15 protein-coding genes are annotated in these 14,533 nt (G+C 62.1%); 11 read left to right on the top strand and 4 right to left on the bottom strand.

The window, feature by feature from the left end; genetic code table 11:
- Positions 1-2 precede the first annotated feature (2 nt).
- The 11 genes from fdx (at position 3) to der (ending at position 9,950) form a co-directional block, all read left to right on the top strand.
- The gene (gene fdx / locus CW360_RS09105; RefSeq protein WP_101193478.1) at positions 3-341 is read left to right on the top strand and encodes an ISC system 2Fe-2S type ferredoxin; all 339 of its coding nucleotides are present in this window, start codon (positions 3-5) and stop codon (positions 339-341) included.
- 9 nt (positions 342-350) lie between these two features.
- Positions 351-551 carry a Fe-S cluster assembly protein IscX gene (iscX, locus tag CW360_RS09100; RefSeq protein WP_093986971.1) on the top strand — a complete coding sequence of 67 codons (201 nt, stop codon included), beginning with the start codon at positions 351-353 and terminating at the stop codon, positions 549-551.
- A 141-nt stretch (positions 552-692) separates the two neighbouring features.
- On the top strand, positions 693-1,124 hold the full coding sequence (gene ndk, locus CW360_RS09095; RefSeq protein ID WP_101193477.1) for a nucleoside-diphosphate kinase: 432 nt from the start codon (positions 693-695) through the stop codon (positions 1,122-1,124).
- A gap of 21 nt (positions 1,125-1,145) precedes the next feature.
- Entirely contained in the window at positions 1,146-2,294 is a 1,149-nt protein-coding gene (gene rlmN / locus CW360_RS09090) for a dual-specificity RNA methyltransferase RlmN (protein WP_101193476.1), read from the top strand.
- A gap of 17 nt (positions 2,295-2,311) precedes the next feature.
- Entirely contained in the window at positions 2,312-3,070 is a 759-nt protein-coding gene (gene pilW / locus CW360_RS09085; protein WP_093986968.1) for a type IV pilus biogenesis/stability protein PilW, read from the top strand.
- Positions 3,067-4,155 carry a RodZ domain-containing protein gene (locus CW360_RS09080; RefSeq protein ID WP_101193475.1) on the top strand — a complete coding sequence of 363 codons (1,089 nt, stop codon included), beginning with the start codon at positions 3,067-3,069 and terminating at the stop codon, positions 4,153-4,155. Before pilW ends, CW360_RS09080 begins: the two co-directional genes overlap by 4 nt.
- A 2-nt stretch (positions 4,156-4,157) precedes the next feature.
- Entirely contained in the window at positions 4,158-5,267 is a 1,110-nt protein-coding gene (gene ispG / locus CW360_RS09075) for a flavodoxin-dependent (E)-4-hydroxy-3-methylbut-2-enyl-diphosphate synthase (protein WP_093986966.1), read from the top strand.
- A 16-nt stretch (positions 5,268-5,283) separates the two neighbouring features.
- A complete protein-coding gene (gene hisS, locus CW360_RS09070) occupies positions 5,284-6,576 on the top strand; it encodes a histidine--tRNA ligase (RefSeq protein ID WP_101193474.1) in 1,293 nt (430 codons plus the stop codon).
- A gap of 23 nt (positions 6,577-6,599) precedes the next feature.
- Positions 6,600-7,238, top strand: a complete 639-nt coding sequence (locus CW360_RS09065; RefSeq protein WP_101193473.1) for a YfgM family protein — start codon at positions 6,600-6,602, stop codon at positions 7,236-7,238.
- Position 7,239: 1 nt separating this feature from the next.
- Positions 7,240-8,382, top strand: coding sequence for an outer membrane protein assembly factor BamB (gene bamB / locus CW360_RS09060; protein ID WP_195807304.1), 1,143 nt, complete (start codon positions 7,240-7,242; stop codon positions 8,380-8,382).
- Between the two features lie 92 nt (positions 8,383-8,474).
- Entirely contained in the window at positions 8,475-9,950 is a 1,476-nt protein-coding gene (gene der / locus CW360_RS09055) for a ribosome biogenesis GTPase Der (protein WP_101193472.1), read from the top strand.
- A 41-nt stretch (positions 9,951-9,991) separates the two neighbouring features.
- On the opposite strand, the gene CW360_RS09050 is transcribed toward der, so the two are convergent.
- The 4 genes from CW360_RS09050 to xseA form a co-directional block, all read right to left on the bottom strand.
- Positions 9,992-10,363, bottom strand: coding sequence for a YidH family protein (locus CW360_RS09050; RefSeq protein ID WP_093986961.1), 372 nt, complete (start codon positions 10,361-10,363; stop codon positions 9,992-9,994).
- Positions 10,364-10,368: 5 nt separating this feature from the next.
- A complete protein-coding gene (leuA, locus tag CW360_RS09045; RefSeq protein WP_101193471.1) occupies positions 10,369-12,039 on the bottom strand; it encodes a 2-isopropylmalate synthase in 1,671 nt (556 codons plus the stop codon).
- Positions 12,040-12,310: 271 nt separating this feature from the next.
- Complete coding sequence (locus tag CW360_RS09040; protein WP_101193470.1) at positions 12,311-13,132, bottom strand: peptidoglycan DD-metalloendopeptidase family protein; 822 nt, start codon at positions 13,130-13,132, stop codon at positions 12,311-12,313.
- Positions 13,133-13,148: 16 nt separating this feature from the next.
- The gene (gene xseA / locus CW360_RS09035) at positions 13,149-14,528 is read right to left on the bottom strand and encodes an exodeoxyribonuclease VII large subunit (protein WP_101193469.1); all 1,380 of its coding nucleotides are present in this window, start codon (positions 14,526-14,528) and stop codon (positions 13,149-13,151) included.
- Positions 14,529-14,533: the final 5 nt, after the last annotated feature.

Genomic DNA, 14,533 nt, shown 5'->3' with positions numbered 1-14,533 from the left:
ACATGCCGCAGATCATCTTCCTGCCCCATGCCGAGCATTGCCCGGAGGGGGCGGTGGTTGAAGCCGTTGCTGGCGAAACCGTATTGGATGCGGCCTTGCGCCATGGCATTGACATCGAGCATGCCTGCGAGAAGTCCTGTGCCTGTACGACCTGCCATATCGTGGTGCGTGAAGGCTTTGAGTCGCTGGAGCCTTCCGATGAACTCGAGGATGACATGTTGGACAAGGCCTGGGGGCTCGAGCCGCAGTCGCGGCTGTCCTGCCAGGCGCAGGTGGCTGACAAGGATCTGGTGGTGGAAATTCCCAAGTACACCATCAACCAGGTATCGGAAGGTCATTGAGGAGTTGCCATGAGCCTGCGTTGGACTGATGTGCTGGAAATTGCCATCGCGTTGTGCGAGGCCCGTCCCGAGGTTGATCCGCGCTACGTCAACTTCGTCGATCTGCATAATTGGGTGCTGGCCCTGCCGGAGTTTGCCGACGACCCGCAGCGCGGCGGCGAGAAGGTTCTGGAAGCCATCCAGATGGCCTGGATCGAAGAACTCGACTAAATCGCTTAGTCCCTGATGATTATCTCTATCTATCGGCGTCCGTGGCTTGTGCTGCAGACGCCGGTACGCTTTTGCCTGCGAGCTGCGTATAATTCGCGGGTTTTATTTCCTGTGTAACCCTTACTCTTTTGGGAGCTTTCCATGGCTGTTCAACGTACTTTCTCCATCATCAAGCCTGACGCCGTCGCCAAGAACGTCATCGGTGAAATCACCAGCCGCTTCGAGAAGGCCGGCCTGCGTATCGTGGCTTCGAAAATGGTGCAACTGTCCGAGCGCGAAGCGGCTGGCTTCTACGCTGAGCACAGCGAGCGCGGCTTCTTCAAAGATCTGGTGGCCTTCATGACCTCCGGTCCGGTCATTGTGCAGGTTCTGGAAGGCGAAAATGCCATTGCCAAGAACCGTGAGCTGATGGGTGCAACCAACCCGAAAGAAGCCGCTGCAGGCACTATCCGTGCTGACTTCGCCGTATCCATCGATGAAAACGCTGTGCATGGTTCCGACTCGGAAGCTTCTGCCGCGCGCGAAATTGCCTATTTCTTCTCCGCCACTGAAGTGTGCGCGCGTATTCGCTAAGCGCGGCGCGAGGGTGAAGCCATGAACACGCAAACGGCAAAGGTCAATCTGCTGGGGCTGACCCAGCAGCAACTGGAAGCGTTCTTCGAACAGCTGGGAGAGAAGCGCTTCCGTGCCGGGCAGGTGATGAAATGGATTCACCATTTTGGTATCGATGACTTCGATGCCATGAGCAATCTCGGCAAGGCTCTGCGCGAAAAGCTCAAGGCCTGTGCCGAGATTCGCGGGCCGGAAGTGGTCAGTCAGGACATTTCCAGCGACGGTACGCGCAAGTGGGTAGTGCGCGTAGCTTCCGGTAGTTGCGTGGAGACCGTCTATATCCCCCAAGGTGGGCGAGGCACGCTGTGTGTGTCGTCGCAAGCCGGTTGCGCCCTGGATTGCAGCTTTTGCTCCACCGGGAAACAAGGTTTCAATAGCGATCTGACCAGTGCCGAGATCATTGGTCAGGTATGGATCGCCAACAAATCGTTTGGCACGGTGCCCGCCAAGATCGATCGTGCCATCACCAATGTGGTGATGATGGGCATGGGCGAGCCGTTGCTGAACTTTGATAACGTGGTCGATGCCATGCAGATCATGATGGATGATCTGGGGTATGGCATCTCCAAGCGCAAGGTTACCCTGTCGACTTCAGGGGTTGCGCCGATGATCGACAGGCTTGCCGAAGTCATCGACGTTTCCCTGGCGTTGTCCCTGCACGCACCCAACGACGAGTTGCGCAATCAGTTGGTGCCGATCAATCGCAAGTATCCGCTGGCAGTCGTTCTGGATGCCTGCAAGCGCTATATCTCGCGTTTGGGTGAAAAACGTGTGCTGACCGTCGAGTACACCTTGCTCAAGGATGTCAACGATCAGCCAGAGCACGCTGCACAGATGATCGCATTGCTGAAGGATTTTCCTTGCAAGATCAATCTTATTCCGTTTAATCCTTTTCCTTTCTCCGGTTATGAGCGGCCGAGCAACAATGCCATCCGTCGTTTCCAGGATCAGCTGCATCAGGCCGGACACAATGTTACGGTGCGCACCACGCGTGGCGAGGATATCGACGCGGCCTGTGGTCAACTGGTCGGCCAAGTGATGGACCGTACCCGGCGCAGCGAACGTTATATCGCCGTGCGTCAGCTGAGTGACGACGAGGCGGCAACGGGCGAAGCCCTTCGGCATTCCTGAATAAGAAAGGAGCTCCAATGATTGCGCGTGGCAGTTTGTGCTTAGTGGCCGTTCTCTTGGCGGGTTGCACGACCAGTGGCCAGCAGAACCCCCTGCGCACCGCAGAGGGGCGTCAGGAGGCGGTCAGCGCCTATATCCAGCTAGGCATCGGCTATCTGCAGCAAGGCAGTACGGAAAGCGCCAAGGCCCCCTTGAGTGAAGCGCTCAAGCTGGATGCCAGCAATGCCGATGCGCATGTCGCGCTGGCTCTGGTCTACCAAACCGAACTGGAGCCCAAACTGGCGGAAGAGCACTACCGCAAGGCGCTTTCCCAGCGCAAGGGCGATCCGCGTATTCTCAATAACTACGGTAGCTTCCTGTTTGAACAGGAACGCTATGCAGAGGCCTATGAGCGTTTTCAGGAAGCCGGTGCCGACCCGATGTATGGCGAGCGCTCGCGGGTCTTTGAAAATCTCGGCCTGACCGCCCTCAAGCTCAACCAGCGCGAGCAGGCTCGTGAGCATTTCATTCGCGCTACGCGCCTCAATCGTAATCAGCCGCGCTCATTTTTCGAGCTGGCTCAGATGTACTACGCCGATGGCGACTATGTCAGTGCGCGCAGTTATTACCAGTGGTTCTCCAATATTGCCGAACAGAATGCAGCCAGCCTCTTATTGGGCGTTCGTTTGGCCAACGTCTTCGAGCAGCGTGACCAGGCGGCGACCCTGGGGCTGCAACTGCGTCGTCTTTACCCAGGTACGGCGGAGTACAAGCAATACCTTTCGGAGCAGAAATGAATACGCCGCAAGCGCCTGAACAGGCCGTCGTACGCAGCAATCCCGGGGATACCCTGCGCCAGGCTCGCGAAGCTGCCGGCTTGCGTGTGGCAGATATCGCCCGCGATCTCAACCTGACCGAGCATGTGCTGCGCCTGGTCGAGGCCGGCGAGTTTGAACGCCTGCCGGGACACACCTTCGCGCGTGGCTACGTGCGTGCCTATGCCAAGCGCCTGGGGCTCGATCAGAACCGCCTGGCGCTGGAGTTTGACCAGTACACCGGCACCGATGCCAGCGGTAGTGCCGTGCACAGTATTACCGCGATTAGCGAGCCGGCGCGCCGCTCCCAGCATGTCATGCGTGCGGTGACCTTTATCCTGCTGCTGTGCCTGGCAGGCCTGGCGTTCTTCTGGTGGCAGGAGCAGCGTCCGCAACGCCAGGAGCAGCCGGACGCTCTGGCACAGATTGAAGTCGAAGCGGCTGACGGTACCCTGGAAATCCACAGCCTGGATGCCGAGCCGGAAAACGAGGCGCTGGCCAGCGAACTGGAAGATCAGGCCCAGGCAGCTGCCATGCTACTTCCGGAGCAGCCTACGCCGGCCAGTGTCGAAGCGTTGACCCAGGATTCCAGCGAGCCGGCGACGCAGCCAGCCAGTGCACCGACACCTGTGGTGGTGGCTGCAGCGCGCCAGGAAGCGCCGGTAACCTTGCCTGTGGCACCTGTGGCACCTGTGGCACCTGTGGTCGCCGCACAGCCCGCGGTATCCCCGGCCGCTGCCTTGATCGCCGCCGATCAGGCGCAGAACCAAGCTGCTGCGCCTCAGGTGTCGGTGAGCGAGCCCGTGGTGCCTGCTCTGCCGGCTGGGCATGGTCAAGTAAGCCTGCAGTTTGCCGCGGATTGCTGGATTCAACTGAGTGACGCTCAAGGGCAGGTACTGGCCAGTGGCCTCAAGCGTGCCGGTGAGCAGCTGAACCTGACTGGTCAGGCTCCGCTGGAGTTGCGTCTGGGCTACGCGCGGGGCGCCAGCGTCAGTTATAACGGCCAGGCCATCGACCTGGCTCCCTTTACCCATGGCGAAACAGCCCGTGTGCGGCTGGGGCAGTAAGCATGCACTGTGAGTCTCCGATCAAGCGTCGTGTGTCACGGAAAATCTGGGTAGGCAAGGTGGCCGTGGGTGGCGATGCGCCGATTTCCGTACAGAGCATGACTAATACCAACACCTGCGATGTAGCCGCCACCGTGGCGCAGATCCAGCGTTTGCAGGATGTGGGGGCCGATATCGTACGTGTCTCGGTACCTGACATGGAGGCTGCCGAGGCCTTCGGCAGAATCAAGCAGCAGGTTCAGGTGCCGCTGGTGGCCGACATCCACTTCGACTACCAGATCGCCCTGCGTGTGGCCGAGCTGGGCGTCGATTGCCTGCGCATCAACCCGGGCAATATCGGCCGGGAGGATCGCGTCAAGGCCGTGGTCGAAGCGGCTCGCGACAAGGGCATTCCGATTCGCATCGGGGTCAACGCCGGCTCGCTGGAAAAAGACCTGCAGAAAAAATACGGTGAGCCGACCCCCGAGGCCCTGGTTGAGTCGGCGCTGCGTCACGTCGAGCATCTTGACCGGCTGAACTTCCCCGATTTCAAGGTCAGCGTTAAGGCCTCGGACGTGTTCATGGCCGTTGAGGCCTACCGCCTGCTGGCCAGGCAGATCGAACAGCCCCTGCATCTGGGTATTACCGAGGCCGGTGGGCTGCGCTCGGGGACGGTGAAGTCTGCGGTGGGCCTGGGTATGCTGCTGGCCGACGGGATTGGCGATACCATCCGGGTGTCACTGGCGGCTGACCCGGTGGAAGAGATTCGCGTGGGCTTCGATATTCTCAAGTCATTGCGCTTGCGCTCGCGTGGCATCAACTTCATCGCCTGCCCGAGCTGTTCGCGGCAGAACTTCGATGTGGTGAAGACCATGAACGAGCTGGAGAGCCGTGTCGAAGACCTGCTGGTGCCCATGGATGTGGCGGTGATCGGTTGTGTGGTCAACGGCCCGGGCGAGGCCAAGGAAGCCCATATCGGACTGACCGGCGGCAGCCCCAACCTGATCTACCTGGATGGCAAGCCGGCACACAAGCTGGGTAACGACAATCTGGTGGATGAGTTGGAAAAGCTCATCCGGCAAAAGGCGGCGGAAAAAGCGGCTGCCGATGCCGCGCTGATCGTGCGCGGCTAATCGCTAAGGAATTTTTGTGAGCAAGACCCTGCAAGCCATTCGTGGCATGAATGACCTCCTGCCCGAGCAGACGCCGCTCTGGCGCTATTTCGAAGGGCAGGTAGCCCGCCTGCTGGATGGCTATGGCTATCGCCAGATACGCACGCCGATCGTTGAGTTCACCGAGCTGTTCAAGCGTTCGATTGGTGAAGTCACCGATATCGTCGAAAAGGAAATGTATACCTTCGAGGACCGTAACGGAGACTCGCTGACCCTGCGCCCGGAAGGGACCGCAGCGACGGTGCGCGCGATGATCGAGCACGGTCTGACCGGTGGTGGGCAGCCGCAGAAGCTCTGGTATATCGGTCCGATGTTTCGTCATGAGCGCCCGCAGAAAGGCCGCTACCGGCAGTTCCACCAGATCGGTGTCGAGCTGTTCAATTTTACCGGGCCGGATGTGGATGCCGAGCTGATTGCCCTGACCTGGCGCCTCTGGCAGCAACTGGGCCTAGCTGAGTCGGTGACCCTGGAGCTGAACAGCCTGGGTACTGCACAGTCGCGTGCACGTTACCGCGACGCGCTGGTGGCTTACCTGAGCGAGCGCCTGGATCAGCTGGATGAAGACAGCCAGCGTCGCCTGAAAAGCAATCCGCTGCGTATTCTCGACAGCAAGAATGCCCAGACGCAGGCGCTGCTGGTCGACGCCCCCCGTCTGGAAGACTATCTGGACGAAGAGTCCCGTGCGCATTTCGCCGGCCTGCAGGCGCGTCTGCAGGCGCTGGGCATTCCCTATACGCTGAATCCGCGGCTGGTGCGTGGCCTGGACTACTACAGCAAGACGGTCTTCGAGTGGGTCACTGACCAGCTGGGTGCCCAGGGTACGGTATGTGCCGGTGGCCGTTATGACGCGCTGGTCGAGCAGATGGGCGGTAAGCCGACCCCGGCGGTTGGCTTTGCCATGGGTATCGAGCGTCTGGTTCTGTTGCTGGAAACCCTCGGCAAAGTGCCCGACGAACTGGCTCGCCAGGTGGATGTCTACTTCTGCGCTTTTGGCGAGGCGGCCGAGCTGGCTGCCCTGCAGCTCTCTGAACGCCTGCGCGATGCGTTGCCTGGCCTGCGTTTGGCGGTGAACGCCGGGGGCGGTAGCTTCAAGAGCCAGTTCAAGAAAGCCGACAAGAGTGGCGCATATTTCGCGTTGATTCTTGGCGATGAGGAGCTGGCGGCACGTCAGGTGGCGCTCAAGCCGCTGCGCGATGACAGCGAACAACAGACGATCGGCTGGGAGGCTCTGCCTGAGCACCTGGCGGCCTGCCTGGCGCAGGTCAAGTAATTACCTAAGGAGTTTGGCGCAGCATGCAAACCGAAGAAGAACAGATCGCGCAGCTCAAGGAATGGTGGCAGCGCAACGGCAAGCCCCTGTTGGCGGGTGGTGTCCTGGCCGTTGCCGGGGTATTCGGCTGGCAGTACTGGCAGAACTACCAGGCCAGCCAGGCCGCTGCAGCGTCCTATACCTACCAGCAGTTGCTGGAGAACGTGCTGAGTTCTGAAGTGGAGCGTGATACGGCAGAGGTTGTGGAGCTGAGCAACAAGCTGAAGAGCGAGTTTGCCGGTTCGCCCTACAGCCAGTATGGCGCTCTGTTGGCGGCCAAGCTGGCGGTAGAGGCGGGCAAGCTGGACGATGCAGCCGCCGAGTTGCAGGCCGTCGTCGACAAGCCGGCCGATGCCACCCTGGGCGAGTTGGCTCGTCAGCGCCTGGCGCGTGTGCTGGCTGCCCAGGACAAGGCGGAGGAGGGGCTGACCCTGCTCGATGGTGAGGCACCGGCCAGCTATCAGGCCAGTCGCGAAGAGCTGCGTGGCGATCTGCTCAAGCAATTGCAGCGTCCTGCCGAAGCGCGCGAGGCTTACCAGAAGGCACGTGCCGTGCTGGCCGATGATGCGGCGCAGGGTACTTTGCAACTCAAGCTGGATGACCTGGCCGAGGGAGACGCCTGACATGCTGTCGATGAAAAATGCGCTGGTACTGGCGCTGGCCTTGGGTGTCGTGGGGTGTGGCAGCAACAGCAAGAAAGAGCTGCCTCCGGCTGAGTTGCCCAAGTTCGAGCGTGAGGTAAGCCTGAAGAAAGAGTGGAGCCGCTCGATCGGCGTAGGTCAGGGCCGCCTGTATACCCAGCTGACACCTGCGGTGGACGGTGGGCAGATCTTCGCGGCGGATGCTGAAGGTCTGGTCGTCGCCATGGACCGACTGACTGGCAAGGTGCTGTGGAAGAGCGAACTGGATAGCGCCGTGTCGGGCGGCGTCAGCGCCGGTTATGGCCTGGTGTTGTTGGGAACGCTCAAGGGCGATGTAATCGCTCTGGACAGCAGCACCGGCGAAGAGAAATGGCGTGCCAAGGTGCCCAGCGAAGTGCTGGCCGCGCCGGTCAGCAACGGTGATGTGGTGGTTGTGCAGACCCAGGATGACCGTGTGGTGGCATTCGATGCCTACAGTGGCAACCAGCGCTGGATTTTCGACAACACCCCGGCCGTGCTCACCCTGCGTGGTACCGGTGCGCCGCTGGTGACCAACCGCTTTGTGGTGGTCGGCTTGTCCAGCGGTCGCGTGTTGGCCCTGGATGCCCAGCGCGGCTTGCCACTGTGGGAACAGCAGGTCGCGGTTCCGCAGGGCCGCTCTGAACTGGATCGCATCGTGGATATCGACGGTGGACTGCTGATGTCCGCCGGCACCCTCTATGTCTCGACCTACCAGGGGCGTGTCGCCGGTCTGGAACTTGAGTCCGGGCGTATTCTCTGGCAGCGCGAGGCGTCCAGCTATGTGGGCGTAGCCCAGGGCTATGGCAACGTGTATGTCAGCCAGGCCAACGGCACCCTGGAAAGCGTCGATGAGCGCTCCGCCTCGGCGTTGTGGAGCAACGAAGCACTGGCGCGTCGCCAGTTGTCGGCGCCAGAAGTGTTTTCCAGCTACGTAGCGGTCGGTGACCTGGAAGGTTACCTGCACCTGATCAGTCAGGTGGACGGACGCTTTGTCGGTCGTGAGCGGATCGACAGCGCCGGCCTGCGTGCACGTCCGCTGGTGGTGGATGGCTGGTTGTATGCCTATGGTAATGACGGCAAGCTGGTGGCTCTGACCATCAAGTAAGTCGGGCGGGGTGCCTGTAGGCGCCCGGCAATTGTGGCCGCTGCCCTCGCAGCGGCCTTTGTGTTTTCTGGATTCAATGCTGGAGGAGCCCCATGGTTCCGGTAATTGCCCTGGTGGGCCGCCCCAATGTCGGCAAGTCGACGCTGTTCAACCGTCTGACCAAGAGCCGTGATGCCATCGTCGCGGAATACGCCGGCCTGACCCGTGACCGTCAGTATGGCGAGGCCAAGTGGCAGGGTCGCACGTTCATCGTCATCGACACCGGGGGGATTTCCGGCGACGAGGAAGGTATCGACGCCAAGATGGCCGAGCAGTCGCTGTTGGCCATCGAAGAGGCCGATGCCGTGCTGTTCCTGGTCGACGCCAAGGCTGGGCTGACGGCCTCCGATCAGATGATTGGCGAGCACCTGCGCAAGCGCAACAAGCGTTGTTTCGTGGTGGCCAACAAGGTCGACAGCATCGACCCGGATATTGCCCGTGCCGAATTCAGCCCGCTGGGACTGGGTGATGCGGTGCCGATTGCCGCTGCCCATGGTCGCGGCATCAATCCGCTGCTGGAGCTGGCGCTGGGCGAGTTCCCGCGCGATAACGCCGACGCCGAGGAGGAGGGGACTGAGGAACTGGTGGCTGAAGGCCAGGAAGCCAAGCGTATTCCCGGGCCGAGCGAGAAGGATGGCATCAAGATCGCCATCATCGGCCGGCCGAATGTCGGCAAGTCGACCCTGGTCAACCGCATGCTCGGTGAGGAACGGGTCATCGTCTATGACCAGGCCGGTACGACGCGCGACAGTATCTACATTCCCTTCGAGCGGGGCGAAGAAAAGTACACGCTGATCGATACGGCAGGCGTGCGGCGGCGCGGCAAGATCTTCGAGGCAGTGGAAAAGTTCTCGGTGGTCAAGACCCTGCAGGCCATCCAGGACGCCAACGTGGTGATCTTCGTGATGGACGCTCGCGAAGGGGTGGTTGAGCACGATCTCAACCTGCTCGGCTTCGTGCTGGAAAGTGGCCGCGCACTGGTCATTGCGTTGAACAAGTGGGACGGCATGGAGCAGTCCGAGAAGGATTACGTGAAGACCGAGCTGGAGCGTCGGTTGATGTTCGTCGACTTTGCCGATATCCACTTCATCTCGGCCAAGCATGGCACCGGTGTTGGGCATCTCTACAAGTCGGTACAGACGGCCTTTGCTTCGGCGGTTACCCGCTGGCCAACCAGCCGCCTTACACAAATTCTTGAGGATGCGGTGCGCGAGCACCAGCCGCCGCTGGCCAATGGCCGACGCATCAAATTGCGTTATGCCCACCTGGGCGGGGCCAATCCGCCGATTATCGTCATCCACGGCAATCAGACGGACGCGGTGCCCAAGTCGTACAGCCGTTACCTGGAAAATACCTATCGACGGGTCTTGCGCCTGGTGGGAACGCCGCTACGCATCGAGTACAAGGGCGGGGAAAACCCCTTCGAGGGCAAGAAGAACACCCTTACCGATCGCCAGGTGAACAAGAAGCGCCGTCTGATGAGTCATCACAAGAAGGCCGAGAAGAAGCGCCGCGACAAGAAGCGCTGAGTACAAAAAAAGCTGCCCCAGGGCAGCCTTTTTTGTACGGGTCAGCCGCGCCAGTAGACCAGCCCGCCAGCCAGGGCCAGGCCGAACAAGGCCACCAGGCCGTTGACCCACAGCCCCCAGCGCGCCGCATAGCCGGGTGGAAACTCCTCGGCTGACAGGCTGCGCAGCACGCCCTGGTATTGCCAGGCCGAGTGTGCGCTGCACAGGGCACCCAGCGCGATGAACAGCACGCCCAGCCAGAAATTCAGGGCCAGGTGGGAAGCTGCCACGCGACCTGGCGAAAGCACCTGGAGCAGCAGGCCGGCGCGTTCAACCACGAAGCCGAAGGCAATCAGCGACAGGCTGGTGCGGTTCCAGGCGAGCAGGGTGCGTTCGGCGGCGAACAGCACCCGTGGATCCTGCAGGTAGGACATGCTGCTCAGGCCGCCTGTGCGTCGGCCTGGCGCAGGCTACGGTTGAGCGCGCTGAACAGGGCGCGGAAACTCGCCGTGGTGAGGTTTTCGTCGATGCCGATACCGTGCAGCGCCCGCCCGCCGGCGACGCGCAGTTCAATGTAGGCCACGGCTTTGGCATGGCTGCCCGAGCCGATGCTGTGCTCGTGGTAATCCATGATCTCCACGGCTACTGGCAGGCCGGCCACCAGCGCTTCCAGTGGGCCCTTGCCGATGCCGCGCCAGTGACGCAGTTCGCCCACTTCGTCAACGCTGACATCGACCGCCGTGGTGCCGTGTTCTTCTTGCAGGCGATGGCTCTTCAGCAGGTAGGGGCGGTCTGCCTGCAAGTACTCGCGCTCCAGCAGGGCGTAGATTTGTTGGGCGGTCATTTCCAGGCCGAGACGATCGGTTTCCTTCTGCACCACCTGGCTGAATTCGATCTGCAGCCGGCGCGGCAGGCTGATGCCGTATTCCTGCTCGAGCAGGAAGGTGATGCCGCCCTTGCCGGACTGGCTGTTGACGCGGATCACCGCTTCGTAGTCGCGGCCGATATCGGCCGGGTCGATCGGCAGGTAGGGCACTTCCCAGATCGCATCGGGCTGCTGTTGGGCAAAGCCCTTGCGGATCGCATCCTGGTGCGAGCCGGAGAAGGCGGTGTGCACCAGATCACCGACGTAGGGGTGGCGCGGGTGTACCGGCAGCTGGTTGCAGTCCTCCACCAGCTTGCGCACGGCATCGATGTCGGAGAAGTCCAGTTCGGGGTCGACGCCCTGGGTGTAGAGGTTCAGGGCCAGGGTCACCAGGCAGACGTTGCCGGTGCGCTCGCCGTTACCGAACAGGCAGCCTTCGACGCGGTCGGCACCGGCCATCACCGCCAGCTCCGAGGCAGCTACGCCGGTGCCACGGTCGTTGTGGGTATGCACGCTGATCAGCACGCTGTCACGGCGATCGACATGGCGACCGAACCATTCCACCTGGTCGGCATAGTTGTTCGGTGTGGCGCACTCGATGGTGGCCGGCAGGTTGAGGATCAATTTGTTCGCCGGAGTCGGCTGGAACACCGCGATCACCGCGTTGCACACCTCGACGGCAAAGTCGGTCTCGGTGGAGCTGAACACCTCGGGGGAATATTCGAAGCCCCACTGGGTCTCGGGCGCAGCAGCAGCCAGGCGTTTGATGATCTGCGCGGCGTTGACGGCGATGTCGATCACTCCGGCCTTGTCTTGGTTGAAGACAATCTTGCGAAAGCTCGGCGCGGTAGCGTTGTAGTAGTGGACGATGGCGCGCTTGGCGCCCTTGAGTGACTCGAAGGTGCGGGTGATCAGGTCCTCGCGGGCCTGGGTCAGCACCTGAATGGTCACGTCATCGGGGATGTGGCCGCCTTCGATCAGTTCGCGGACGAAGTCGAAATCGGTCTGCGAGGCCGACGGGAAGCCCACTTCGATTTCCTTCAGGCCGACGGCGACCAGGCACTTGAAGAAGCGCATCTTCTTCTCGGCATCCATCGGCTCGATCAGCGACTGGTTGCCGTCGCGCAGGTCGGTGGACAGCCAGATCGGCGCCTGGGTGATGAGCTTGTCCGGCCAGGTGCGGTCGGGAAGCTGGATCGGGGTAAAGGGGCGGTATTTCTTCGACGGGTCTTTCAGCATGGTCATGGCAAATCCTTGTGGCGCGGGGCCTGGTAAAACTCGATAGAGGGCGCAGCGGGGAGGGGTTAGCCACGCAGTCGCGGACTGACCAGGCGCTGGCAGGCGTATTGGCGCAGGAGTATCAGGGTATGGGTCGCGTTCATGCTGCCAACCCTAATGGCCTGGGTTAAAGCTGGCAAGTAATGCGGAAAAATTGGAATTATTGATCGCTTTGGTGGTTTTGTTGGATTTTAATGCTTGGAAATTATGGCTTTTAGCGATTTGATTGCGCGAGCGTTCAGGGCTGGAACTGGCCGATAAAAATCGCTGGGTCGACCCGGGCGTCATTCAGACTGACGTTCCAGTGCAGGTGTGGCCCGGTGGCGCGGCCGGTGGCGCCCACTTTGCCGATATGGCCGCCGCGGGCGATCTCGTCACCCAGTTGCACGTCGATGGCAGATAGATGGCAGAACATGCTGATCAGGCCCTGGCCATGGTCGAGAAACACGGTTTTGCCATTGAAGAAATAGTCGCCGATCAGGATCACCTTGCCGGCCGCCGGCGCCTTGATCGGCGTGCCGCTATTGGCGGCAAAGTCCAGGCCCGAGTGCGGGTTGCGTTCCTCGCCATTGAAAAAGCGGCGCAGGCCGAACGGGCTGGACAGCGGGCCGTTGACCGGTCTGTCGAACAGCAGGTTGCTCGGCTGACGAGGGCTGAACTGCTGGTAGGCACGGGTCTGCTCGGCCAGTTCGCGTTCGATACGCCGCAGGTTGTCGGCATTGGGCGTGACCTGCTGCTGGTTTTTCAGGGTGATGCGTTGCTCGCGGTAATGCTTGCTGCCCACCTGGAAGCTCAACGCCTGGTTGCCATTGACGATGACCTGCTGCGTGCCGGGCTGCACGCTGAGCGGGATGCCAACGATGGCGATCCAACGCTGTCCTTCTTCGCGGATCACCAGTACGGGCTTGTTCTGGTAGTGCACGCCGGGAGGCTGGGCCTGCTCCGGCAGCGCCAGCACCGCTACGCCGCCGGGTACCGGCTTGTGCAGCAGACGAGTTAGAAAGCCTTCGGCCTGAGCGGGCAGGGCGAGACAGAGCAGCAGCAGGCAAAGCAGGCGCATAGGCGGTCCGGTGGGGCTAGTCGAGCAGCGACAGGGTCGCCGGGTGTATGTGGTTGTCCTCGACACGCAGGCTCAGCTGGCCTTCGCCGAGGCGCGCAGTGACACGCTGGCCGGGCTGGGTGTGCTGGGCGCTGCGAATGGCCTGGCCGCGTTCGTCAAGGAGGATGCTGTAGCCGCGGCCGAGGGTAGCCAGTGGGCTGACAATATGCAGTTGTTGGCCAAGGGCCTGCAGTTGCTGGCGCTGCTGGCGCAGCTGGCTGTGCATGGCACGCGGCAGACGGCTGGCCAGGCTGTCCAGTTGCTGGCGCAGCAAGGCCAGGCTACGCCGTGGGTGCTGGGCGGTCAGGCGGGTATCCAGGCGTGCGAGCAGGGCCTGGCGCTGTTGCAGGTGCTGTTGCTGGGCGCGGCGCAGGCGCATGTCCAGGTCGTCGAGACGCTGGGCCTGCTGGCGCAGTCGCTCGCCGGGGTGGCGCAGGCGGCGGCCCAGCCCGTCGAGGCGCAGGCGTTGCTGGGCCAGCAGGCCCTGCATGCGCAGGAGCAGGCGGCGCCGCAGGCTGTCCAGGCGGCGTTGCAGATCGGCACTGTTCGGGGCCAGCAGTTCGGCGGCAGCCGAGGGCGTTGGTGCGCGCACATCGGCGACGAAGTCGCTGATCGATACATCGGTTTCGTGGCCTACGGCGCTGACCACCGGGGTGATACAGGCCGCCACGGCGCGCGCGACAGCCTCTTCGTTGAAGCACCAGAGGTCTTCCAGAGAGCCACCGCCCCGCGCCAGGATGATCGCATCGAAACCGGCGCGGTCGGCTAGTTGCAGGGCGCGGACGAGCTGTGCGGTGGCCTCGCGGCCCTGCACGGCGCTGGGCACCAGGGTCAGGGCGACCTGCGGGGCACGGCGACGGAATACGCTGATGATGTCGCGGATTACCGCGCCGCTCGGTGAGCTGACAATGCCGATGTGCTGCGGGTGGGCGGGTAGGGCGCGCTTGCGTTCGACGGCGAACAGCCCCTCCCCGGCGAGCTTTTCTTTCAGGGCCTCGAAGGCCAGGCGCAGGGCGCCGTCGCCGGCCGGCTCCACGGCATCGACAATCAGCTGATAGTCGCCGCGCCCCTCGAACAGCGAAACCTTGCCGCGTACCTTGACCGCCAGTCCGTCGCGCAAGGCCTGGCGCACGCGTGCGGCGTTCTGCCGGAACAGTGCACACCGCACCTGCGCCTGGCTGTCCTTGAGGGTGAAATAGAGGTGCCCGGAGGCCGGCTTGGCCAGGTTGGAGATCTCACCCTCCACCCATACCTGGGCAAAGACGTCCTCCAGCAGCAGGCGTGCGCGGCTGTTGAGCTGACTGACGCTGAGGAGCTCGCGATCGAGGTTGAGGCGCTGGAAAGGGTCTTTGATCATCCCGG

Source organism: Pseudomonas fluvialis, assembly GCF_002835605.1.
Taxonomy (GTDB): domain Bacteria; phylum Pseudomonadota; class Gammaproteobacteria; order Pseudomonadales; family Pseudomonadaceae; genus Aquipseudomonas; species Aquipseudomonas fluvialis.
The sequence above is the reverse complement of the archived record's forward strand: the minus strand, read 5'-3'. Positions and strand labels throughout refer to the sequence as shown.

Coding starts and splice junctions, on each gene's coding strand:
- CW360_RS09080 (WP_101193475.1), top strand. CDS start 3,067: ATGAATACGCCGCAAGCGCCTGAACAGGCCGTCGTACGCAGCAATCCC.
- fdx (WP_101193478.1), top strand. CDS start 3: ATGCCGCAGATCATCTTCCTGCCCCATGCCGAGCATTGCCCGGAGGGG.
- rlmN (WP_101193476.1), top strand. CDS start 1,146: ATGAACACGCAAACGGCAAAGGTCAATCTGCTGGGGCTGACCCAGCAG.
- der (WP_101193472.1), top strand. CDS start 8,475: ATGGTTCCGGTAATTGCCCTGGTGGGCCGCCCCAATGTCGGCAAGTCG.
- iscX (WP_093986971.1), top strand. CDS start 351: ATGAGCCTGCGTTGGACTGATGTGCTGGAAATTGCCATCGCGTTGTGC.
- bamB (WP_195807304.1), top strand. CDS start 7,240: ATGCTGTCGATGAAAAATGCGCTGGTACTGGCGCTGGCCTTGGGTGTC.
- CW360_RS09040 (WP_101193470.1), bottom strand. CDS start 13,132: ATGCGCCTGCTTTGCCTGCTGCTGCTCTGTCTCGCCCTGCCCGCTCAG.
- pilW (WP_093986968.1), top strand. CDS start 2,312: ATGATTGCGCGTGGCAGTTTGTGCTTAGTGGCCGTTCTCTTGGCGGGT.
- ispG (WP_093986966.1), top strand. CDS start 4,158: ATGCACTGTGAGTCTCCGATCAAGCGTCGTGTGTCACGGAAAATCTGG.
- ndk (WP_101193477.1), top strand. CDS start 693: ATGGCTGTTCAACGTACTTTCTCCATCATCAAGCCTGACGCCGTCGCC.
- xseA (WP_101193469.1), bottom strand. CDS start 14,528: ATGATCAAAGACCCTTTCCAGCGCCTCAACCTCGATCGCGAGCTCCTC.
- leuA (WP_101193471.1), bottom strand. CDS start 12,039: ATGACCATGCTGAAAGACCCGTCGAAGAAATACCGCCCCTTTACCCCG.
- CW360_RS09050 (WP_093986961.1), bottom strand. CDS start 10,363: ATGTCCTACCTGCAGGATCCACGGGTGCTGTTCGCCGCCGAACGCACC.
- CW360_RS09065 (WP_101193473.1), top strand. CDS start 6,600: ATGCAAACCGAAGAAGAACAGATCGCGCAGCTCAAGGAATGGTGGCAG.